This is a genomic window from Candidatus Poriferisodalis sp., assembly GCF_965262965.1.
Classification (GTDB): Bacteria; Actinomycetota; Acidimicrobiia; order Acidimicrobiales; family Poriferisodalaceae; genus Poriferisodalis.
In genome coordinates this window covers 2,448,041-2,467,085 of the sequence record NZ_OZ253573.1, presented here as the reverse complement: position 1 = coordinate 2,467,085, position 19,045 = coordinate 2,448,041, and the positions used below count along the sequence as shown (strand labels likewise).

The window sequence follows — 19,045 nt, the reverse complement described above, 5'->3', positions numbered from 1 at the left end:
GGAGCACGAGTGGCAGAAGAACAGACCTCAGCGGCGCCTCGCGGCGAACGAGAGCGCGGCGAACGCGGCGCCCGCGGCGGCCCGCGCCGCGGCCGCGACCGGCAGTTCGAAAACCCGCGTAACAGCGGCGATGACGGGCTGCGGGAATCTCGGGTCATCGACATCAACCGGGTCGCCAAGGTCGTCAAAGGCGGCCGACGGTTCTCGTTCTCGGCACTCGTGGTCATCGGCGACGGCGCCGGCCGGGTGGGTCTCGGCTACGGCAAGGCCAAAGAAGTCCCGCTCGCCATCCAGAAGGGCACCGAAGAGGCCCGCAAGAGCCTCTTCAACGTGCCGCTCGCGGGGTCGACCATCATTCATCCCGTCCTCGGCGTCATGGGTGCGGGCAAGGTGCTGCTGAAGCCCGCGGCGCCGGGCACCGGTGTCATCGCCGGCGGCGCAGCGCGGGCCATCCTCGAAGAGGCTGGTATCAGCGACGTGCTGGCCAAGTCGCTCGGATCGTCCAACCACATCAATGTGGCACGGGCCACCATCGCCGGCCTCGCCGCGCTGAAGCGGCCCGACGAGGTTGCGAAGCTGCGCGGGCTGTCCGCACAGGAGTGCATCCCCGCTGGCCTGCTGGCCGCCTACAACGAATCCGAGCGCATTCGCAAGCTGAGCGAGGCGCCTGCTGGAGCCTCGTCATGAGCGAGGACCGTACGAGCCATATCGTCGTGACCCAGGTGCGGTCGGCGATCGGTGCCAAGCCGAAGGCGCGCGGTGCGCTGCGGGCACTCGGCCTCGGTCGCATCGGCCGCAGCCATACCCTTGCGGATCGGCCCGAGATCCGAGGCATGCTCCGCAAGGTCGACCATCTGATCACCGTCGAGCCGATCACTATTGAGCACGTGTCTGACCCAATTCCGGACGAACAGGGGAGCGCTGATGCTGAGACTGCATGACCTGGTTCCGCCAGCCGGCGCGCGCCGTAAGCGCAAGCGCGTCGCGCGCGGCGTCGGCGGCAAAGGCGGAAAGACCGCAGGCCGAGGCACGAAAGGCTCGCGCGCCCGTGGCACCGTGCCGGTTTGGTACGAGGGCGGTCAGTTGCCGCTGCAGGTCCGCGTTCCCAAGAGCAAGGGCTTCACGAACCCGTTTCGCGTCGAATACCAGCCGGTGAATCTCGACACGCTCGAAGAGTCAGGTCTGGACGAGGTCACGCCCGAAACGCTGCAGGCTCAGGGTCTCATCTCACGGGGCTCGGCTTCTCGACCCGCGATGGTCAAGGTGCTGGGCCGAGGGCAGATCACCCGGGCGATCTCGTTGAAGGCCCACGCGGTGTCCACTTCCGCTCGTGAGGCCATCGAAGCGGCCGGGGGCAGCATCGAAATGCTGCCTCCCGCATTCGGCGGTCCGCGACCGCCGGCGCGGGGCAATCAGCACACCAATCGCTAGGGGCTCATCGTGCTCGGCCACATGCGCAATATCTTCCGGATTCAGGATCTTCGCCGGAAGATCATGTTCACGCTGTTCATCCTTGCGGCGTACCGGCTGGGCTCACAGGTGCCGGTGCCGGGCATCGACTTCGATGCCATCGTCTCGCTGCGCGAGCAGGCCTCCTCCACGGGCGGTGTGCTGGCGCTGCTGAATCTGTTCTCGGGCGGGGCGCTCACCAACTTCGCCATCTTCGCCCTCGGGATCATGCCGTACATCACGGCGTCGATCATCGTTCAGATCCTCACCGTGGCTATCCCGCGATTCGAGCAGCTGCAGCAGCAGGGTGCAGTCGGCCAGCGCAAGCTGACCCAGTACACCCGCTACCTGACACTCGGCATTTCGTTCGTGCAGGCCACGGGCATCACCTTCATCTTCGGGCGGGGCCAGGGCACCGCGCTGGGCAACACCGCCGGCGTGATCGTCATTCCCGACTTCACGTTCAACCGGGTGGCGCTGGTGATCCTGTCGCTGACGGCGGGTACCGCGCTGCTCATGTGGATGGGTGAGCTGATCAGCCAGCGCGGCGTCGGCAACGGCATGTCGCTTCTGATCTTCGCCTCGGTCGTCTCGACGATCCCCTTCGACGGGGCCCGGCTGCTCGCGGTGCAGGGCACGGTGTATCTCGCCGCGGCGGTCATCGTCGCCACGGGGATGATGGTGGCGATCATCTTCATCGAACAGGGCCAGCGCCGGATCCCGGTGCAGTTCTCTCGCCGCCAGGTCGGTCGCCGGCTCTATGGCGGGCAGAACACCTACATCCCGCTGAAGGTCAACCAGTCGGGTGTGATCCCGGTCATCTTCGCCAGCTCGATCCTGTTCCTGCCGGTGCTGCTGTCGAACGTGGCGAACTGGGGATGGTTGCAGACTGCGGTGGACGACTACCTGACCCAGCCCGACAATATCGCCTACATCTTGTTCTTCGGCAGTCTGATCGTCGGGTTCGCCTACTTCTACACCGCTATCTCGTTCGATCCGGTTCGCCAGGCCGACAACATCCGCAAGCAGGGCGGCTTCATTCCCGGCATCCGGCCCGGTCCGCAGACCGAGCGCTATCTCACCAAGGTGCTGAATCGCATCACGCTGCCGGGCGCGCTGTTCATCGCCTTGGTCGCACTGCTGCCGAGCGTGCTGCTGTCGCTCACGAGCGACCTCGATGCGCTGGGCTCCGGTGGCGCCGGAGCGGCGATCGGCTTCGGGGGCGTTTCGATCCTGATCGCGTCCGGCGTCGCGCTCGAGACCATGAAGCAGGTCGACAGCCAGCTGCTCATGCGCAACTACGAAGGGTTCCTCGCCTGATGACCCGACGGCTTGTGATCTTGGGCAAGCAGGGCGCCGGCAAGGGCACTCAGTGCGAGCTGCTCACCGAGCGTTACGGCGTGGCCCACATCTCGACAGGCGACATGCTGCGCGCCGCTGTCGCTGCGGGCACAGAGCTCGGCCGCGCTGCGGAGAAACTCATGGACGCCGGCGAGCTGGTCGGCGACGAGCTGATCCTGGGCATCGTGGCCGACCGCCTCGAAGAGCCGGACGCCCGCGCCGGGGTCCTGCTCGATGGTTTTCCGCGCACCGAGGCGCAGGCAAACGGGCTGTTCGCACTGCTGGCCCCCGAGACCGTCGATCGTGCGATCGATCTCGACGTGCCGGACGAGGTTGTGACACAGCGGATGCTCGAACGCGGGCGTGCCGACGACACTCCTGAGGCCATTGCCCGGCGGCTTGAGCTGTATGAGGCGGAGACGGCGCCGTTGCGCAAGCTGTTCGCCGATCGCGGCGTTCTGGTGACCGTCGACGGCCTCGGCACCCCCGCCGACGTTCATGGGCGCATCGTGGCTGCCGTTGAGGCGGCACCGTGAGCATCACAGCGTTGGTCCTCAGCACCGCGGGCCGTATCCTTGCCCCTTCGCCTTCAGCGTCACGCCCGGAGAATTTCCAGCCATGAAAGTACGTCCGAGCGTAAAGAAAATCTGCGACAAGTGCCGCGTCATCCGCCGTCATGGACGGATTCGCGTCATTTGCCCGAACCCGCGGCACAAGCAGCGGCAAGGCTGAGACAGGAGTCCCGTATCGATGGCTCGAATTGCCGGCGTCGACATACCTCGTGAGAAGCGCGTCGAGATCGCGCTGACATACATCTACGGCATCGGCCGCTCAGCCAGCCAGAAGGTCTGCGAAGACCTCAACATCGCTGAGCGCACCCGCGTACGCGACCTAACCGACGCTGAGGTGGCTCGCATCCGCAACCATATCGACGCCCACCTCACGGTCGAGGGCGACCTGCGCCGCGACGTGGCACAGGACGTGAAGCGCAAGATCGAGATCGGCTGCTACCAGGGTGTCCGGCACCGCCGTGGGCTGCCCGTGCGCGGCCAACGGACGCACACCAACGCACGCACCCGCAAGGGTCCGCGCAAGACCGTGGCGGGCAAGAAGAAGGTGCGCAAGTGAATCAGCCGGCCCGTCGCGGGCGCCGCAAGGAACGCAAGAACGTCGGCGACGGCGTGGCGCACATCAAGAGTTCGTTCAACAACACGATCGTCACGTTCACTGACCTGCAGGGCAACGTGGTGTCATGGGCCTCGGCTGGCAATGCCGGGTTCAAGGGCTCCCGCAAGTCAACACCGTTCGCTGCGCAGCAGGCGGCCGAGCAGGCCTCCGAGCGGGCAATGGAGCACGGTGTTCGGCGTGTGCATGTGCACGTGAAGGGTCCGGGCTCGGGCCGCGAGACCGCGATTCGCTCCATTCAGAATTCCGGCATCGAAATCAAGGGCATCCGCGACATGACGCCAGTGCCGCACAACGGCTGCCGCCCTCCGAAGCGACGGAGGGTCTGAGATGTCTCGTTACACCGGACCGAAGGCGCGCGTCTCGCGGCGTCTCAACACGAATATCTGGGGGACCGAGGGCGAGACGAAGGCGCTTGATCGCCGTCCCTACCCGCCCGGCGAGCACGGCCGGGGTCGCCGCCGCAGCCAGAACTCCGAGTTCTTGATGCAGATGCAGGAAAAGCAGAAGTGCCGGTTCACCTACGGGATGACCGAGCGGCAGTTCCGCAATGCGTACCACGAGGCTGCCCGCCAGCGGGGAGTCACCGGCGAGAACCTGCTGCGCCTGCTCGAGCTGCGTCTCGACAACATCGTTTACCGGGCAGGCTGGGCTGCGACCCGTCCGCAGGCTCGCCAGTTCGTGAGCCACGGCCATATCAACGTCAACGGACGCCGGGTGAATATCCCGAGCTTCCGAGCCCGCGCCGACGACGTGATCGAGTTGCGTCCGAAGGCCTGTGAGATCGTGACCGTCCGCTGGAATCTCGATGTTCTCGACCGTGCTGCGCCTGCGTGGCTCGACCCGAGCGACGGCGGCCAGAGCGTCACCGTGCGCGAGCTGCCGCTGCGATCCCAGATCGAGATCCCGGTGCGCGAACAGCTCATCGTCGAGCTGTACAGCAAGTAACCACCACCAACGAAGGGGTCAAGATGTCCATGTCCGACACCTTGGTCATGCACCGACCGACGATCGACCCGGCACCGCCCGAGGGCAACCGCCAGCGTTTCGCCATCGGCCCGCTGGAGCCGGGCTTCGGCCACACGCTGGGCAATTCGCTGCGGCGCACGTTGCTGTCATCGATCCCCGGCGCGGCTATCACCCAAGCTCGCTTTGACGATGCGCTCCACGAATTCACCACAATCGACGGTGTCGTCGAGGACGTCACCGACATCATCCTGAACCTCAAGGACATCGTGCTGCGATGCCACAGCCCCGAGCCCGTCGCGGTGCGCCTTGACGAGCGCGGCACGGGCCCCGTGCTCGCCGGTCATGTCGACTGGGGCATCGACGTCGAGTGTCTGACTCCGGATTTGCACATCGCCACGCTCGGCGGCGGCGCCCGTTTGGCCATGGATCTGACGGTGGAGCGCGGCTGGGGTTACTCGGCGCCTGACGCTGACCGTGCCGGCGGCACCATCGGCGTGATTCTCATGGACGCCCTCTTCAGCCCCGTCCGGCGGGTTGCCGTCGAGGTCGAGCCGGTGCGCGTCGAGCAGTCGACCGATTTCGACCGCTTGGTGCTCGACATCGAGACCGACGGAGCCATGACGCCGCGCGAGGCGCTGGCGTCGGCCGGCGACACGATGTGCCGCCTGATGCTGATGATCGCCGAGCTTTCCGACGAGCCTTTGGGCCTCGACATCGCTGACGTCACCGTCAGCGACGGCCGGGCCAGCGACTTGGAGAAACCCATCGAGGACCTCGGTCTTTCCGAACGCGCCCGCAATTGTCTCAAGCGCGCGCAGTTCAATACCATCGGCGAGCTGCTCGACCAGTCCGTGGACGAGCTCATGACCGTGCCGAACTTTGGCCAGAAGTCGCTGGACGAGGTCATTGAGAAGCTCGACGAGCGCGGATTGGCGCTGCGCGGCATGAGCCCGACATCCGACGAAGCGCCGACTGAAGAGCTCGCTGAGTCCGGAGTGAGCTGACGATGCCCGCGCCCACGAAGGGTCGACGCCTCGGCGGCAGCTCCAGCCACCAGCGAGCGATGCTGGCGAACCTGGCTGCGTCGCTGTTTGCTGCCGAAGCCATCGAGACCACTGAGTCGAAGGCCAAGGCGCTGCGGCCCTATGCCGAAAAACTCATCACCAAGGCCCGCAAGGGCGGTCTGGCGCGGCATCGACAGCTCATCGCCAGCCTCAATGGCGACCAGGAGATGGCACAGAAGCTGATCGACGAGATCGGCCCCCGTTACGAGGGCCGGCCCGGCGGCTACACCCGCATCCTCAAGCTCGGTCCGCGCCGCGGCGACAACGCCCCGATGGCGCTCATCGAGCTGGTCTAACGGTCTGACGGGTCAACCCAGTGCTAGGTGAGCCAGTGCTGAGTGACCCAGTGCTCGACGCTCTGCGGGAGCTCGACACCCCGACGGTCTGCAATGCGCTCGAGATCGTCGCACCACAGCGACGCGCCTACGGCTTCACGACGTCGCCGTTGGTGTGCCCTCACCCTGACGCACCGCCGATGGTGGGCTACGCCCGCACCGCCACGATTCGCGCCGCCGCTGCCTCGGGCCGCTCCGGCGACGACGACCTCGCGGCGCGAGTCGGCTACTACCGTCACATCGCCGAAGCCCCGCAGCCGACCATCACCGTCATCTGCGACATCGACGCTGCGCCCGGCTACGGCGCCTGGTGGGGCGAAGTAAACAGCAGCATTCACGCTGGTTTGGGATCGCTCGGCGTCATCACGAACGGCTCGATCCGCGACCTGCCCGACTGGGCTCCCGGCTTCGGCGCCCTCGCCGGGTCCATCGGACCGTCGCATTCATGGATCCACGTCGTCGAATACGCCGTTCCGGTCACCGTGCACGGCATGTCAGTCCGTCCCGGCGACCTCATCCACGCCGACCGCCACGGCGCGGTCGTCGTGCCTCCCGAGGCCGCAGCCGATGTCCCTGAAGCCGCCGCCCGCATCGCCGCCGCCGAGCGAATCCTCATCGATGCCGCCCGCAGCGACGGTTTCACCATCGACCAGCTCACGAGCCTGCTCGACCCCACGGGCGATCACTAGCCCTGCGCCCTGCAGGCGTGCCGAGCCGTGAACTTGTTCAGGGCCGAGCGCGAACGCCGAGCACTCGTTCGAGATTCGTCAGGTACTCGGCGAACGCATGCCGCCCTGCCGCTGTGGCCTGAACCCAGGTGCGCGGTTTGACACCGTGAAACTCCTTGGTGATTGCCACGTACTGCGCATCTTCCAGCTTTCGCAAGTGGGTCGTGAGGTTGCCCGGCGTCAGCTCGAGGTGATTCTGCAGGAATCCATAGGCGAGCGGGTCAGTTGTGTCCACTGAGACGAGCATCGACATGATGCGCAGCCGGGTCGGCTGATGGACCGTCTCGTTGAGCACGATCGCACCGCTGCCAGACACGCCGCCGGTGTTTACCATTCGTCGTTGCGGTGCACCCAGACGAAGGTGGCAGCGAGCAACGCAAGCATCGCGATTCCAGAGATCGCTGGAGCGATGTCATCGAAGAGGTAGTGCGGAACGTAGAACGACACGGCGTAGCCCAAGCCGAACACCGCAATCACGGGCTTGTGCAGAATGCCGAAGAGCACGTACCCCAGCGCGATGGCACCCACCAAGACGTACGGGATGGTTTCGGCCCGGGTCTCGTTCCACAGCCCCGCCGCTCCTGGAAGAAGGCCCGCCGCCGAGATAATGCCGGCCCACATCAGCAGGATTGCCGTGCTCCCTGCGGTGTACATGGCCCCGCGGGCGTCGTGGATGGTGGCCTGAATGGTCTGTCACCCCTCCTCGGTGCTCAGCACCGCCGTGTCGTCGCTGTCTGGCGTCATCGCACACTTCCTGCTGCAACACAAACTAGTTTGCCATACAAACCAACAGAGCCAACGGCAACAAACAAGCGGGAACTCACGGCGTCTTGTTCCAACGTTCGAGCCAGCCGCACCTGCGTTGTGTCGCCACCCTGGTGGACCGCAGCTAGCGCTGAGAGCTATTGCAGGAGCGCTGCGTCTCGGCTCAGGGATCTCCGCGCTTCGGCGTAGCGCTCGGAAAGGTGCTGCCCGACGCGGCCGATGCGATCGATCAGTTTCATCAACCGATCGCGGGCGGCCTCGGCGATGCTGGAGAGGTCGGTCAGTGCCGGCAGGTTCCAATCGCGCAAGACCACGGGCTCAAGGATCTGGTCGTGGTGAATCGCTAGGTCGTAGATCCCGGCTTCAGCGATGGTGCGGCTGTGAGCGTCGAAATCGGCGATGCCCATCCCGGGCATCGCAAAGCCCTTCACCTGGTTGGCGATGGCGACCACCGCGCTGGAAGGGTCCATCTCGACGGCGGCGCTCATCACATCCCGATAGAACAGGAAGTGCAGATTCTCATCGAAGGCAACCCGGCGCATGATGGCCTTGCCTGCTGGGTCGTCGATGTGGCGCCCCGTGTTGAAGTGCGCAATTCGGGTCGCCAATTCCTGCAGTGTCACGTAGGCGAGGCCCTCGAGCATGCTGGGGGGCTCGGGCACCTGCCCGCACTGCACCATCGCCATACGGGCCCGCTCCAACGCCACTGGGTCCAAAGCGCGGGTGACGGATAGGTAGTCGTAGATGACCCGGCCGTGGCGCCCCTCTTCCGCGGTCCAGCGGCGCACCCACTCGCCCCAAGCGCCGTCTCGGCCGAACAGCCGCTCGCTGTCACGGAAGTAGTAGGGCAGGTTCTCCTCGGTGAGCACGTTCACGAACAGGGCGCTGCGGGCCTCAGGGCTGAGATTCGCCTCTTCGGGTGACCACTCGTAGTCAGGCCCGAAGTCCTCGCCCCGGCTCCAGGGCACCAACGCGTGGGGATGCCACTCCTTGGTCTGTCGAAGGTGGCGCTCAAGCAGCTGCTCTACCACCGGCTCCAGGTCGGCAAGCGACCGGACATCGACTTCTACAGACATCGGGCATCGCCAATCAGAATTCGGAACTCAGCCTAACGACCCGCGCGACGGTTACGAGACACCGCGCAATCACACTCTGCGCCGCGGTCTGACCACGACGGCTGGCGTTCATCGCGCGGCGGCGAAATTCTGGGCTGCGAATTCCCAGTTGAGGAGGTGCTCGACGAAAGCGTCGACGTAGGCGGCGCGGGCGTTCTGGTAGTCGAGGTAGTAGGCGTGTTCCCAGATGTCGATGACCAGCAGGGGATTCAGGCCGTCGGTCAGCGGTGTCCCGGCATCGTCGGTCTGGACGATCCGCAGCGAGCCCTGCGCGGCAGGATCGTGCACCAGCCAGCCCCAGCCGGATCCAAAGTTGCCAACGGCGCCCTCAGCGAACTGTGTTCGGAAGGCGTCCACGCTGGCGAAGCTGGCCTCGATCGCCGAAGCCAGATCGCCCTCGGGATCGCCTCCGCCGCCCGGCGACATCGACTGCCAGTAGAAGTCGTGGTTCCAGGTCTGCGCGGCCGCGTTGAACAGCCCCCCGGCGGGCAGCGAGCGCACAAGATCGTCGAGCGACCGCGATTCGTCGGGCGTGCTGGCCACAGCCGCGTTGACCGTGCGCACGTAGCCGGCGTGGTGCTTGCCGTAGTGGAAGCTGATCGTGCGCTCGCTGATGTGCGGGGCGAGTGCGTCGGGCGCGTAGGGCAGGACTGCAAGCTCAATCGTCACGAGATCTCCGGTAGCGAGTATGCCAGCGGCGACACCGAGTCCCCTCAGGTGCAGCGGTATGGTGCGGCGTGGAATTCGTGGGCATCTATGACGCGGACGGCACGCTCATGGGAGAGTTGCGCTACGCCCTCGGCAAGCTCACGGGTCGCGCCAAGTGCGCACTCTGCGACATCACCCATGGCTGGAACCCCACCGGCTCGCGCCAGTGGAAGCAAGCGTGCGATGCATCCGCGGTGGAACTTGACCTCGTTCACCGCGATGAGGCGACGCCGGCCCAACTCGCGACCGTCACAGCGCTCCCGAGCATCCTGGCACGCGATGGCGACGGCTGGCGTGAGGCCATGACCTCGACGGAAATCGCAGACTGCGATGGCTCGCCCGAGGCCCTCCTGGAGCAGATCGCTCAGCTGTGAGCGTCAGTTCCGATTGGCCCAGTCGATTTAGCCCGGCCGAATGGTCCCGCTTCGGCGCCGCAGACGCCGCAGACGCCGCAGCTGCGAGTACCGTTCTGCCCCGCTTGCTCGGCGCGTCGCAGCGGCAACTCGGCTGCTCGGGCACCGCAGCGATCCATCGTCTGAAAGGCCCCTCATCCGATGAAATCAGTCCTGTGGCGCAGGCTCCTTTCGCTGCTGTTCGCATCCTGCCTGCTGGCAGTCGCATGCGCTCCCGACAGTCCTGATGCGCGCGCCGACGCCGACGACATGCCCGAGATGGCGGACTCCGAGCATCCCGAGTCGGACGCTGACGAACCTGAAGCCCTCGCTCCTGAACAGGACACGGACGCCGACACCGCCCCGGACGCCGACGTCACCGAAGAAACTGAACCTGCCGTCGAGCTTGACCCGCCGGCGGATCTGGGCGCTTTCAACGACTACGACCCCACGGATCCCGACGCGACGTTGCTTCCAGTCGACGGCGCGGTGCTCATCGGTCAGCTCGACAACGGCTTTCGGTACTACCTGCGTTCGAATGACTCGCCTGGCGACAGTGTCATCGTGTATTTGGCGGTCGACGCTGGCGGGCTCGTAGATCCGCCCGAGGCCAGGGGTGCTGCCCACTTCCTTGAGCACATGCTGTTCAACGGCACCGAGGAATACCCCAAGAACGTTTTGGACCAGGTGCTGCGTGACATCGGCACTGAGTTCGGCGCGGACCTGAATGCCTATACCAGCGCCGACGAGACGGTGTACATCCTGGACTTCCAGCTCGACGATCCCACCGCGCTGGATCTTGCCTTCTCGGTGCTGTCGCAGTGGGCCTCTGCGGCGACGCTGTTGGCTTCCGACGTCTCCGACGAGCGTGGGATCGTCATCGACGAGTACCGGCTGCGCGACGAGTCGGCTGCGGGCCGCATCGGCGGCGCCATCGACGAGCTGTATTACCTGGGCAACGTCTACGAAGGTCTCCAGATCGGTGGTAACGAAGAGTCCAACGGGAACGTCACACCGGAGCAGCTACGCGAGTACTACGACACTTGGTACCGGCCCGACAACATGGCCGTCGTCGTCGTGGGCGACTTCGAGGTCTCCGAAGTGGAGGCACGGGTCGTCGAGAGCTTCGCCGATTTCGCACCGCGCTCGTCGGAGCTTGCGGACCAACCCGACCGGCATGCGTTCACGGCGCACTTCGCAACTGAGCCTCTCGCTGACGTCGCCACCCATCCCGATCACGGCAGCATCTACGTCTCCTTGGACTGGCAGCTGCCGGCGTGGCCGTCGGGAACCGTGGGCGGGGAGCGTCTGCGGTTCGCCGAAGAGGTCATCGTGCGCATGCTCGATGTCCGTCTCGATGCCGCCTTCCAGGCCGGTCTGCTTGCGCAGACGACCGAGCCGCACCTCGGCACGTTCTCGGCTGCGCGGGCGCTGCGGTTCATCGGCACGAACTACCAGGGCCCCGATCTCGTCGCGGCGACCACCGATTACATCTCGGTCGTCGAAGGCGCTGCTCGCTGGGGATTCACCCAGTCCGAGCTCGATCAGGTCGCTGAGGCAGTCCGCACGTCGTTCGACTTCCAGCTCCAAAGCGAGGCCACCACGCAGGACGTCGAGTACGCCTCGGACTACCTCGGCCACTTCCTGAGCGCGTCGGACATCTCGCCGGTCAGCGATCGCGTCGCGCGCCAGCGCGCCCTGCTCGAGACCTTCACCGTCTCCGAGCTGACCGCACACCTGCGCTGGCTGCTCGATCTGGCAGCACCCATCTTGGTGTCGATCGGTCCCGATCCTGCCGACGTGCCCACTGCCGATGAGCTGGTCGCTGCCGTCGAGGCGGTGGTCCCGCTGGCTGCTCCGGCCCCCGAAGACTCCGTCGAGACGCTCCTGCGGCCGCCGCCGGCGGTTGCACCGACCAGCGAAAGCGCACTCGATCTGTTCGAGGACGCGTATGAGTGGGAGTTCCCCAACGGCACCACGGTCGTGTTCGTGCCGTCGGATATTGCCGCCGGCGAGGTGAACGTGATCGCTGAGGGACGCGGCGGCTGGTCCACGCTGTCGCCGGGTGACTCTGCTGTGGCCCGTCATGCAGTGGCGGCGGTCGTCGCCAGCGGCTTGGGTCCGGCATCTGCGACGCAGCTCGACGAGTTCCTGGCCACCACGACAGCCCGGGTGAGCCCGTTCATCGCCGAGTTCTCCGAGGGCTTCTCGGGAGCCACGGGCGCCGACGACCTGGAAACGCTGTTCTCGATCCTGCACCTGTACATCACCGAGCCCCACATGACCGATGTGGCGCTCGGCGAGCAGGTCCAGGCCATGGAATCCCGGCTCGCCAACTCCGAGACGATCCCGCAGTGGATCTCCGAGCTGGCACTGCTCGACGCGCTGTACCAGGGCAGCGAATGGCATCAATTCATCGCGTCCCGAGAACAGATCGACGCAACGACGACGTCGTCGCTGCTGGGCCTGTACGACGCCCGCCTGGCCAATGTGGACGACTTGATGGTGGTGGTTGTCGGCGACATCGACCGTGACACGGTCAAGAACCTGGCGGCGCGTTATATCGGCTCGCTGCCCCAGGGCGCATCGGACACGTTTGTGAACCGCCAACCGCCGTTCCCCAGCGGTGTTCAGCGGATCGATATCGCCGTCGACGCCGATGCCGGCGCGAGCGGGTTCGACATCGCGTTCGGTGCCGAGCTGCCGATCACGGTCGAGTCGATCGTCGTTGCCGATGTGGCGGAGTCGATCCTCGACGACCTGCTGGACGGAGGCGTGCGCGAACAGCTGGGCGATGCCTATTCCGTCTCGCCGTCGATTTCTGCGAACGAGGCCACTGGCACGTGGAGCTCGCGCATCAGCTCCACTGGCGCCTCAGAAGGGCTCGAGCAGGGCCACGCCCGCATTCTCGAGATCATCACCGAGCTGATTGCCGACGGGCCGACCGAACGCGACCTCCAGCAGGCGATCTCGGTGCTCCAGGACAACTACGTGCTCGAGTCCAACTCACTGATCTTGAATCCGCTGCTGGCCCGCCTGCATCTCGACGACGAGAACGTGGGCACACCCGCACAGCGGCGAGCGGCGCTGCAACAAGTCACCGCAGCAGACGTTCGCCAGCACATCGCGCTGTTCTTCGACCTCGACAACCGCATCGAGGTGTTCCGCAGCGCCGAGTAAGCCGACGACAGGTGCCGGCGGCTGCCGGCGTCAGCCGGGGTAGCGGACTGCAACGAGTGTGAGCCCGTGCGGCGGCGCGATCGGCGCGGCTGCGTCGCGCGACGCAGCCGCGAGCACGCCGGGGACGTCGTGCGCGAACCGGTCGCCCCTTCCCACTGCCACGCACTGGCCCACCAGGGCGCGGACCATCTGGTGGCAGAACGCATTGGCCTCGATCTCGAATCGACGCAGCTCCCCGTCGCCATGCCACTGCGCAGCAGAGACCGTGCGTACGAGCGACGCATCGGGGCGCCCTTTGGGACGTCGACAGAACGAGCTGAAGTCGTGCTCGCCGACGAAGTGTGCCGCAGCCGCGTTCATCGCTTCCACATCGAGCGGCGCCGCGATGTGCCACTCGAGGTCCGCGAAACGCGGATCGGCAAACGCGGCGTTGCGGATGCGGTATTCGTATGCCCGCGCTGAGGCACTGCGCCGGGCATCAAATGCGTCGGGGACCACGGAGGCAGACGTGACCACGATGTCCGGCCCCAGGAGCCGGTTCAGCGAGACCCCCAACCGGTCGACGCCGGATTCGATCCGGGGGCTGGCGGTGCGGAAGGACACGACCTGGCCGACGGCGTGCACACCGGCGTCGGTGCGTCCAGCGACCGTCAGGGCCCCGGACTGTCCCAGCACGAGATCGAGTGCTCTCGTGAGCTCGCCTGCCACAGTGCGCACGCCGGCATTCTCGGCAAAGCCCCGAAAGCTGGTGCCCCGGTAGGCAAGGTCCAGGCGGATCACGCGCTCGTGGCTACGAAGCGCTGGCCGCTGCTCGCTCACGGCTGGCACGGTAACTTCGTTTGTGAGCTTCGAGCAGTCTGCAGGCCGAAATGGATGCTGGGTGGCGGACTGTGCGGTCCTAGGGTGATCGACAACGAGCCACCGAGTGTCGGTCATCGAGAGTGATGAGAAGGCGATGAGATCGATCACACTCCGCAATTACCGCTGCTTCGGTGATGTACCTCAGACAGCCCGCTTGGCTCCGCTGACGTTGCTCGTGGGGGAGAACAGCAGCGGCAAGACGTCTCTGATGGCCATGGTTCGCGCGCTGTGGGACATCGCATACAGCGATCGGGCCCCCGACTTCAAGCAAGAACCATACGACCTCGGCAGTTTCGAGGAGATTGCGCACCATCGCGGTGCTGGTGGCGGCCGAGCCCAAGCATTCGAGGCCGGTTTCGAAGACAACGCTCGGACGGACTCGAGAAACGACCGCGAGCCTGAGCTATTGGGCGTCAAGGTGACCTTCGAAGAACAATGGTCAGCTCCCGCACCTGTCAGCAGACGCCTCGAACGAGGCGGTTACTGGCTCGTCCAACACCTTCGAGAAGACGAGTTGGACAACTTCGAGTTCGGCACTCCGCGTGGGCGGTGGAGGTGTCACGCACAATCGGCGAAACCGACTTCGACAGGAACGGCTGCGCTGGAGGCCCTTCCACCAATCAGGAGTCTCCTGTTCCGACTCAGGTTCGCATTTCGCGAGGAAGAGCCCGACCTCGCGGCCGCACGACCACTCAAGGGCGCTCCCGACCTCACGATCCAGGACGTGGAGGAGCTCGACAAAGCCTTGCTGCTCTCCGTGCACCGATTCGGCGGCCGGCGTGACGTCCGGAGCGATCGGCCCTTCGCGAGCGCTCCTGTGCGTTCTCAACCAAAGCGGACGTACGACCCAGTACGAGTTTCGGTGGATCCCGTCGGCGACTATGTGCCGACGTATCTGGCCCAGTTGGCGCTGCGCGACGCTTCGTCGTGGGACGCGCTTCAGGAACGCCTCGAAGCTTTTGGTCGAGACGCCGGGCTGTTCGATGAACTTCGGGTTCGTCGTCGGGGCAAGACCGATGTCGATCCGTTTCAGGTGCAAGTTCGCAAGTTTGGCAAGGGCGTGAAGGGTCCGTTCAGGAACCTCGTCGACGTGGGTTATGGCATCAGTCAGGTGCTGCCAGTAGTGACTGAGATGTTGAGGGACAAGGGTCCGCGAACATTGCTGTTACAACAGCCGGAAGTTCACCTCCATCCGAGTGCTCAGGCTGCGCTGGGGAGCCTTTTCTGTCATCTGGTCACGACGCCACCGCGCAAGCGCAAACAATTGATCGTAGAGACGCACAGCGACTTCATCATCGACCGGGTGCGGATGGCGGTGGCCGACGAGCAACACGACCTGAAACCCGCCGATGTGTCGATCGTCTACTTCGAACGACTCGGCCTCGATGTCCGCCTGCACTCCATCTCGGTCGATCGGCTCGGCAACATCGAGGGCGCGCCGCCTGACTATCGGCAGTTTTTCTTGGAGGAACTCCAACGTTCGGTGAGTTACTGAGCGGTGTGCGCGATCATCGACGCGGCGAATGTCGGCAATGAGTTGTGGGACCCCAAGGGCAACGATGCTGGACGAGGCTTCCGAAAGGCCGTCGATGCCGGCCGGATTCCGCTCGTTGGCGGCGGCTCAAAGCTCATGGGGGAATTTACCGGCAGTGGGCAGCGGATGATGAATTGGTTTGCGGAGTTGCGTCGCAGCGGCAAGTTGACCTTGTACGACAATGACGACGTCGATGCCCGCACCGGAGAGCTGAAGGCACGGCCGCCGAATGTCGATGACGGTTGTACGTCCGATGACCACCACATCGTTGCGTTGGCGCAGTTGTCAGGTGCTCGCTTGCTCTATACGAACGACCAGAGGCTCACGAGAGACTTCGGGAACAACCAACTCATCGATGCACCGCGAGGAAAGATCTATTCCACACGCGTCACGGATGACTTCTCGCCAGCACGCAAGAGGTTGCTCGCAAGGACTGATCTCTGCCGTTGATGCCTCAGCACCCGTCACGGCTGGCACGGTAACTTCCGTGGAAGGGCCGGGGCGCCAGCGTGAAAACGGCCACGGTCGAGAGGAGACAAAATGCTCGATATCCGGATTGCGGGCGGCACGGTCGTGGACGGCACTGGCGCACCGCGCCAGCAGGCGGATGTCGGCATTCGAGATGGCCGAATCGTGGCCATCGGCGACGACGCTGTGCGCAACGAGGGTCGGGCAGTGCGCACGATCGACGCGTCGGGCCAGGTCGTTGCACCCGGCTTCGTCGACATCCACACGCACTTCGATGCTCAGGTGTTCTGGGACACGACGCTGTCGCCCTCGCCGCTGCACGGCGTGACCACGGTCATCAGCGGCAACTGCGGCTTCACCATCGCACCGCTGGAGCCCCAGCACGGCGACTACCTGATGCGGATGCTCGCCCGAGTGGAGGGCATGCCGCTCGCGTCGTTGCAAGAAGGCGTCCCCTGGGACTGGCGCAGCTTCGGTGAGTACCTCGACGCCATCGACGGCACGTTGATGCCCAACGCCGGTTTCCTGGTGGGTCACAGCGCACTGCGGCGCGTCGTGATGGGGGAGCGCTCCGTCGGCGAGGCAGCCACGCCCACCGACCTCGCAGCCATGAAGGCGATGCTGGCCGAAAGCATCGCCGCCGGAGGCTTGGGCTTCAGCTCGTCGTGGGCGAAGACACACAACGACGCTGACGGTGAGGGCGTGCCGTCTCGTCACGCCGATCCTGCGGAGCTGATCGAGCTGTGTTCGGTGCTGCGCGACAGTCCAGCCGTAGCAATCGAGTTCATCCCGACCGTCGAGCGCTTCGACACCGACGTCTACCAGCTGCTTACCGACATGTCGGTGGCGGCGGATCGACCGCTCAACTGGAATGTGATCTTCGCCGATGGCCGGCGCCGCGACGTCATCTCACAGAAGCTGGAAGCCGGCAACTTCGCAGCCCGCCAAGGCGGTCGTGTGGTGGCGCTCACCGCACCGATGCCTGCTGTCAGCCGTCTGTGCTTCGAGAGTGGCTTCCTGCTCGACACGCTGCACGGCTGGACCGAGCCGATGGCGTTGCCGCCATCCGAAAAGGCAGCCTTGCTGGCTGATCCGCAGCGCCGGGCCGAGCTGAACGACCTCGCCCAGCAACCGAGTGCGTTCCGGGGCCTGGCCCGCTGGGAGCGTCTGACGGTCGGTGAGGTGTCCAAGCCCGAGCTTGCGCATTTCGAAGGTCGCACCATCGGCGAGATCGCCGACGAGCAGGGCACCACGCCGTGGGAAGCGCTCTGCGACCTGGTCGTGGCCGATGACCTCAAGACCGGCCTGTATCCCCGTGCGGCGGGCGATGACCCCGACAGCTGGGCGCTGCGCCAAGAACTGTGGAACGACGACCGTTGCGTGATCGGTGCTTCTGATGCGGGCGCGCACCTCGACTTCTTGGCGACGTTCAACTACTCGACGTACCTGCTGGCCGCAGCTCGGGATCGGGAGATGCTGGAGCTTGAGGACGCGGTCCACAAGCTGACCGATGTCCCGGCGCGGCTCTACGGGCTCGCTGGTCGCGGTCAAATCGCGAACGGCTGGCACGCCGATGTCGTGGTGTTCGATCCGGATTCAGTCGGTCCGAAAGCCGTCGAGGTGCGCGAGGATCTGCCCGGCGGTGCGTGGCGCCTGTACGGAGAGGCTGACGGCATCAACACGGTGCTGATCGGTGGCGAGGTGGCTGTGAGCGGCGGCGAGTTCACCGACGCCCGTCCGGGCACCCTGCTGCGCGCCGGCCGCGACACCGAGCCGGTCACCGCGACGGCGTGAACCCCGTGGACGCCACTGGCGCCGGGGGTGTTCTTCTCGCGGCCGGGTAGCCTCTCGAAGTCCGTTTCACAGCGTCCAAACAGGGCGCTGAGACCGCAATTGTGACGACGAGCCGCAACGGAGTTCCAGCGTGCGCACCTATGCCCCCAAAGCATCCGAGATCGAGCGCGCTTGGTATGTCGTCGATGCCGAGGGCATGGTGCTCGGTCGCATGGCCACCGAAGTCGCCAGGATCCTTCGCGGCAAGCACAAGCCCACCTTCGCTCCCTACATCGACTGCGGCGACCACGTCGTTGTGGTGAACGCCGACAAGGTCGTGCTCACCGGCGGCAAGGCGGACGCCAAGATGGTGCACCGCCACTCCGGCTACCCAGGCGGCCTACGCAGCGAGAAGTACAGCGATCTGCTGGCTCGCCGTCCCGCCGACGCCGTCCGGCGGACCATTCGCGGCATGCTCCCGCACAACCGTCTGGGCCGCGCGCAGCTGCGCAAGCTGAAGGTGTATGCCGGACCCGACCATCCCCACGCTGCCCAGCAACCCCAGTCCCTGCCGCTGCCACACGCTGCTGCGGCACGCTGAGGCTGCCAACCCTCACGATCAACCACCGGAGATCACGTGCCCGTACCGCTGACGCAGACCACCGGCCGCCGCAAGCGCGCCGTCGCCCGGGTGAGATTCCGGCCCGGCAGCGGCAGCATCACCGTCAACGGACGCCAATTCGACGAGTACTTCACGTCATCGGTGCACCGCATGACGATCACCGAGCCGCTGCGCCTCACTGAGACAACCGAGAACTATGACGTCGATGCCACCCTCGATGGTGGCGGCGTTGCCGGCCAGGCCGGAGCGCTGCGTCTGGGCATTGCCCGTTCGCTGATCGTGCTCGACGCCGAGATGCGGCCCACGCTGAAGTCCGCGGGCATGCTGCACCGTGATTCCCGCAAGAAGGAATCCAAGAAGTACGGCCTCAAGAAGGCCCGCAAGGCTCCGCAGTACTCCAAGCGCTAGTCCGGGGGTCGAGGGGCTCGGCTTCGGGGACGAAGCGCAATGAATCTCGGCTTCGGGGACGAAGCGCAATGAATCTCGGCTTCGGGGACGAAGCGCAATGAATCTCGGCTTCGGGGACGAAGCGCAATGAATCTCGGCTTCGGGGACG

23 protein-coding genes and 1 pseudogene are annotated in these 19,045 nt (G+C 65.6%); 19 read left to right on the top strand and 5 right to left on the bottom strand.

Going from position 1 to position 19,045, the window contains the following annotated elements; all coding sequences use genetic code 11:
* The first annotated feature begins 9 nt into the window (after positions 1 to 9).
* The 12 genes and pseudogenes from rpsE (at position 10) to ACQY5K_RS11715 (ending at position 7,032) form a co-directional block, all read left to right on the top strand.
* Positions 10 to 687, top strand: coding sequence for a 30S ribosomal protein S5 (gene rpsE / locus ACQY5K_RS11770; RefSeq protein WP_428115422.1), 678 nt, complete (start codon positions 10 to 12; stop codon positions 685 to 687).
* Entirely contained in the window at positions 684 to 941 is a 258-nt protein-coding gene (gene rpmD, locus ACQY5K_RS11765) for a 50S ribosomal protein L30 (RefSeq protein ID WP_419921367.1), read from the top strand. Before rpsE ends, rpmD begins: the two co-directional genes overlap by 4 nt.
* Complete coding sequence (gene rplO / locus ACQY5K_RS11760) at positions 925 to 1,431, top strand: 50S ribosomal protein L15 (protein ID WP_428115419.1); 507 nt, start codon at positions 925 to 927, stop codon at positions 1,429 to 1,431. Before rpmD ends, rplO begins: the two co-directional genes overlap by 17 nt.
* Positions 1,432 to 1,440: 9 nt before the next feature.
* On the top strand, positions 1,441 to 2,769 hold the full coding sequence (gene secY / locus ACQY5K_RS11755; RefSeq protein WP_419921365.1) for a preprotein translocase subunit SecY: 1,329 nt from the start codon (positions 1,441 to 1,443) through the stop codon (positions 2,767 to 2,769).
* The gene (locus ACQY5K_RS11750; protein ID WP_428115416.1) at positions 2,769 to 3,326 is read left to right on the top strand and encodes an adenylate kinase; all 558 of its coding nucleotides are present in this window, start codon (positions 2,769 to 2,771) and stop codon (positions 3,324 to 3,326) included. Before secY ends, ACQY5K_RS11750 begins: the two co-directional genes overlap by 1 nt.
* 82 nt (positions 3,327 to 3,408) lie before the next feature.
* Positions 3,409 to 3,522, top strand: a complete 114-nt coding sequence (gene rpmJ, locus ACQY5K_RS11745) for a 50S ribosomal protein L36 (protein ID WP_419837562.1) — start codon at positions 3,409 to 3,411, stop codon at positions 3,520 to 3,522.
* 18 nt (positions 3,523 to 3,540) lie between these two features.
* Positions 3,541 to 3,918, top strand: a complete 378-nt coding sequence (gene rpsM / locus ACQY5K_RS11740) for a 30S ribosomal protein S13 (protein ID WP_419921363.1) — start codon at positions 3,541 to 3,543, stop codon at positions 3,916 to 3,918.
* The gene (gene rpsK / locus ACQY5K_RS11735; protein WP_428115412.1) at positions 3,915 to 4,304 is read left to right on the top strand and encodes a 30S ribosomal protein S11; all 390 of its coding nucleotides are present in this window, start codon (positions 3,915 to 3,917) and stop codon (positions 4,302 to 4,304) included. Before rpsM ends, rpsK begins: the two co-directional genes overlap by 4 nt.
* A 1-nt stretch (position 4,305) precedes the next feature.
* Positions 4,306 to 4,923, top strand: a complete 618-nt coding sequence (gene rpsD / locus ACQY5K_RS11730) for a 30S ribosomal protein S4 (RefSeq protein ID WP_428115409.1) — start codon at positions 4,306 to 4,308, stop codon at positions 4,921 to 4,923.
* Between the two features lie 23 nt (positions 4,924 to 4,946).
* On the top strand, positions 4,947 to 5,948 hold the full coding sequence (locus ACQY5K_RS11725) for a DNA-directed RNA polymerase subunit alpha (protein WP_428115407.1): 1,002 nt from the start codon (positions 4,947 to 4,949) through the stop codon (positions 5,946 to 5,948).
* 2 nt (positions 5,949 to 5,950) lie between these two features.
* Positions 5,951 to 6,301 (top strand): annotated as a pseudogene (gene rplQ, locus ACQY5K_RS11720) (50S ribosomal protein L17); the annotation flags it as partial.
* Positions 6,302 to 6,339: 38 nt separating this feature from the next.
* Positions 6,340 to 7,032, top strand: coding sequence for an RraA family protein (locus ACQY5K_RS11715; protein ID WP_428115404.1), 693 nt, complete (start codon positions 6,340 to 6,342; stop codon positions 7,030 to 7,032).
* A 37-nt stretch (positions 7,033 to 7,069) separates the two neighbouring features.
* Here ACQY5K_RS11715 and ACQY5K_RS11710 read toward each other — a convergent pair whose 3' ends face one another.
* From ACQY5K_RS11710 to ACQY5K_RS11695, 4 genes are all read right to left on the bottom strand, one after another.
* Entirely contained in the window at positions 7,070 to 7,387 is a 318-nt protein-coding gene (locus ACQY5K_RS11710; RefSeq protein WP_428115401.1) for a transcriptional regulator, read from the bottom strand.
* Positions 7,388 to 7,398: 11 nt separating this feature from the next.
* The gene (locus ACQY5K_RS11705; RefSeq protein WP_428115398.1) at positions 7,399 to 7,725 is read right to left on the bottom strand and encodes a hypothetical protein; all 327 of its coding nucleotides are present in this window, start codon (positions 7,723 to 7,725) and stop codon (positions 7,399 to 7,401) included.
* A gap of 248 nt (positions 7,726 to 7,973) precedes the next feature.
* On the bottom strand, positions 7,974 to 8,912 hold the full coding sequence (locus ACQY5K_RS11700; RefSeq protein WP_428115395.1) for an acyl-ACP desaturase: 939 nt from the start codon (positions 8,910 to 8,912) through the stop codon (positions 7,974 to 7,976).
* Between the two features lie 108 nt (positions 8,913 to 9,020).
* Positions 9,021 to 9,620: a superoxide dismutase gene (locus ACQY5K_RS11695; protein ID WP_428115392.1), complete on the bottom strand. Its 600-nt coding sequence runs from the start codon at positions 9,618 to 9,620 to the stop codon at positions 9,021 to 9,023.
* A 68-nt stretch (positions 9,621 to 9,688) separates the two neighbouring features.
* Between ACQY5K_RS11695 and ACQY5K_RS11690 the strand changes: the two genes are divergently transcribed.
* Positions 9,689 to 10,033 (top strand): hypothetical protein, encoded by a 345-nt coding sequence (locus ACQY5K_RS11690; RefSeq protein ID WP_428115389.1) that lies wholly within the window; start codon positions 9,689 to 9,691, stop codon positions 10,031 to 10,033.
* Positions 10,034 to 10,213: 180 nt separating this feature from the next.
* Positions 10,214 to 13,231: a M16 family metallopeptidase gene (locus tag ACQY5K_RS11685; RefSeq protein ID WP_428115387.1), complete on the top strand. Its 3,018-nt coding sequence runs from the start codon at positions 10,214 to 10,216 to the stop codon at positions 13,229 to 13,231.
* A gap of 30 nt (positions 13,232 to 13,261) precedes the next feature.
* Here ACQY5K_RS11685 and truA read toward each other — a convergent pair whose 3' ends face one another.
* A complete protein-coding gene (gene truA, locus ACQY5K_RS11680; protein ID WP_428115384.1) occupies positions 13,262 to 14,050 on the bottom strand; it encodes a tRNA pseudouridine(38-40) synthase TruA in 789 nt (262 codons plus the stop codon).
* Between the two features lie 904 nt (positions 14,051 to 14,954).
* Between truA and ACQY5K_RS11675 the strand changes: the two genes are divergently transcribed.
* The 5 genes from ACQY5K_RS11675 (at position 14,955) to rpsI (ending at position 18,897) form a co-directional block, all read left to right on the top strand.
* Positions 14,955 to 15,587, top strand: coding sequence for an AAA family ATPase (locus ACQY5K_RS11675; RefSeq protein ID WP_428115381.1), 633 nt, complete (start codon positions 14,955 to 14,957; stop codon positions 15,585 to 15,587).
* 3 nt (positions 15,588 to 15,590) lie between these two features.
* Positions 15,591 to 16,076 carry a hypothetical protein gene (locus ACQY5K_RS11670; protein WP_428115378.1) on the top strand — a complete coding sequence of 162 codons (486 nt, stop codon included), beginning with the start codon at positions 15,591 to 15,593 and terminating at the stop codon, positions 16,074 to 16,076.
* A gap of 90 nt (positions 16,077 to 16,166) precedes the next feature.
* Positions 16,167 to 17,888: an N-acyl-D-amino-acid deacylase family protein gene (locus ACQY5K_RS11665; RefSeq protein ID WP_428115376.1), complete on the top strand. Its 1,722-nt coding sequence runs from the start codon at positions 16,167 to 16,169 to the stop codon at positions 17,886 to 17,888.
* Between the two features lie 130 nt (positions 17,889 to 18,018).
* Positions 18,019 to 18,468, top strand: a complete 450-nt coding sequence (rplM, locus tag ACQY5K_RS11660) for a 50S ribosomal protein L13 (protein ID WP_419921350.1) — start codon at positions 18,019 to 18,021, stop codon at positions 18,466 to 18,468.
* Positions 18,469 to 18,504: 36 nt separating this feature from the next.
* Positions 18,505 to 18,897: a 30S ribosomal protein S9 gene (gene rpsI, locus ACQY5K_RS11655; protein ID WP_419921349.1), complete on the top strand. Its 393-nt coding sequence runs from the start codon at positions 18,505 to 18,507 to the stop codon at positions 18,895 to 18,897.
* The last annotated feature ends 148 nt before the right edge of the window (positions 18,898 to 19,045 follow it).

What these genes read in the sequence shown, in the direction of transcription:
- ACQY5K_RS11665 (WP_428115376.1), top strand. Translation starts at nt 16,167, where the DNA reads ATGCTCGATATCCGGATTGCGGGCGGCACGGTCGTGGACGGCACTGGC.
- ACQY5K_RS11700 (WP_428115395.1), bottom strand. Translation starts at nt 8,912, where the DNA reads ATGTCTGTAGAAGTCGATGTCCGGTCGCTTGCCGACCTGGAGCCGGTG.
- ACQY5K_RS11705 (WP_428115398.1), bottom strand. Translation starts at nt 7,725, where the DNA reads ATGTACACCGCAGGGAGCACGGCAATCCTGCTGATGTGGGCCGGCATT.
- ACQY5K_RS11750 (WP_428115416.1), top strand. Translation starts at nt 2,769, where the DNA reads ATGACCCGACGGCTTGTGATCTTGGGCAAGCAGGGCGCCGGCAAGGGC.
- ACQY5K_RS11685 (WP_428115387.1), top strand. Translation starts at nt 10,214, where the DNA reads ATGAAATCAGTCCTGTGGCGCAGGCTCCTTTCGCTGCTGTTCGCATCC.
- rpsM (WP_419921363.1), top strand. Translation starts at nt 3,541, where the DNA reads ATGGCTCGAATTGCCGGCGTCGACATACCTCGTGAGAAGCGCGTCGAG.
- ACQY5K_RS11725 (WP_428115407.1), top strand. Translation starts at nt 4,947, where the DNA reads ATGTCCATGTCCGACACCTTGGTCATGCACCGACCGACGATCGACCCG.
- rpsD (WP_428115409.1), top strand. Translation starts at nt 4,306, where the DNA reads ATGTCTCGTTACACCGGACCGAAGGCGCGCGTCTCGCGGCGTCTCAAC.
- rplO (WP_428115419.1), top strand. Translation starts at nt 925, where the DNA reads ATGCTGAGACTGCATGACCTGGTTCCGCCAGCCGGCGCGCGCCGTAAG.
- rpmJ (WP_419837562.1), top strand. Translation starts at nt 3,409, where the DNA reads ATGAAAGTACGTCCGAGCGTAAAGAAAATCTGCGACAAGTGCCGCGTC.
- rpmD (WP_419921367.1), top strand. Translation starts at nt 684, where the DNA reads ATGAGCGAGGACCGTACGAGCCATATCGTCGTGACCCAGGTGCGGTCG.